The organism is Variovorax sp. KK3 (genome assembly GCF_001984055.1).
Taxonomy (GTDB): domain Bacteria; phylum Pseudomonadota; class Gammaproteobacteria; order Burkholderiales; family Burkholderiaceae_C; genus Variovorax.
In genome coordinates, this window is sequence record NZ_LYVO01000177.1 from 1 (window position 1) to 1,400 (window position 1,400).

Consider the following 1,400-nt stretch of genomic DNA (forward strand, 5'->3'; position numbering starts at 1 on the left):
TCGCTCGTGATCAGGCCGTTGGCGTCCTGGGTGCGAGAGGCCGCATCGGATTCGCCTTCGCCCGCAGGCAGCGAGCCCGAGGTCACGGCGAGCTTGCCGGCCTTGCTGCCGTAGCCGTAGCTGCGGCTGGTGCCGAGCGGGTCGACGATGGCCGCCGTGCTGGGCGACAGGTAGTTGACCTGGTATCGATCGACGCCACCGGCGAGCTCCGTGCCGACGGCACGGCCCTGGCCGTCGTAGGCGAAGCTGCCCCAGCGCATGCCGTTCTCATCGCTGATGCCGCTCAGCGCCTGCGGGTAGGCCGCGTTCTCGTAGGCGAAGCTGCGGCTCTTGCCGTCGGGGTACGCGACCGAGGACAGCCGGCCTGCGGCATCGAAGGTATAGCCGATGACCCGTCCATCCGGAGTGGTGACGGTGGCGAGTTGGCCCGCGCCGTTGTAGGCGAAGGCGAGAGTACGACCGAAGGCATTGGTGACGCTGGCCAGCCGCTTCGACGCGTCGTAGCTGTAGCTCGTGGCCCAGCCGTTGCGATCGGTGCGGGATTGCAACTTGCCACCAGCATCGAACTGGAAGACGGCGTCGTCCTCGGCGCGCCGGTAGGTCCAGGCCCCCGATGCAAGGGACGCCAAGGTGTCGGCGCTGTCGCCGGTGGTCCAGAGTGCTGCGCCGGGCGCCTTCATGAAGGTGCGAAGCTGGCCATCGGGCAACGTGATGGCGACGGTGTGCGGTGCGCCGGCTGGAATCGCCCTCAGGCGTGCGCTGTGGTTGTGGGTCCAGACCTCGCCGAGGCCGGTGTCGGGTCGCCTGGGGTCGCCGGCCCACACGCTTCGATAGGTCCTCGACAAGGACAGGGGCGCGGGGCCGCTGTCGCGCCAGTCGAGCTCGTGGCGGTACTTCTCGGCGGTGGCGGGCAGGATCGGATGAGGGGTGCTGGCGCCTGCTTCGTCGATGCGGCAGCTCTGGGGGATGTCGGGCCGCTCGCAGACCCTCGCCGGTATGCTGAGCTTCCAGCCGGAGCCGCTGGGGCACTGCGCGGTTCGCTCGATGCCGAGGTAGCCGCCTTCCCAGCCGGAGTTCTGCCCGGGCGGGTTGCGCGTGTTCCTGCAGTTGATCTTGTAGTAGTCGTACTGGAGAAGGCCGCCGTTGTTGGCGCCGGAGTCGGAATACGCAAGGTAGGCCTCCATGTTCTGCCACTGCTTGCAGAAGGCATCCACGGTGGCGAAGACCGCCTCGTAGCTGGAGCAGTCCATCGGCGCCGAGTAGGCGCTGAGGCCGCAGCGCCTGGATTCGGACTCGGTGACGGGGCCGATCTCGGCGTGGGCTGGCAGGACGGCCAGCCATTGAGAGAGCAGGACGCTGATCAGCAGCGCAGCGTGAGCAATGCGCCTGCAAACCGACGC

The 1,400-nt window shown here is 68.4% G+C and carries 1 protein-coding gene; it reads right to left on the bottom strand.

Going from position 1 to position 1,400, the window contains the following annotated elements; translation table 11 throughout:
• A partial coding sequence (locus B0W80_RS34015; RefSeq protein WP_143684922.1) for a DUF6531 domain-containing protein occupies positions 1 to 1,400 on the bottom strand: 1,400 nt, incomplete at both ends.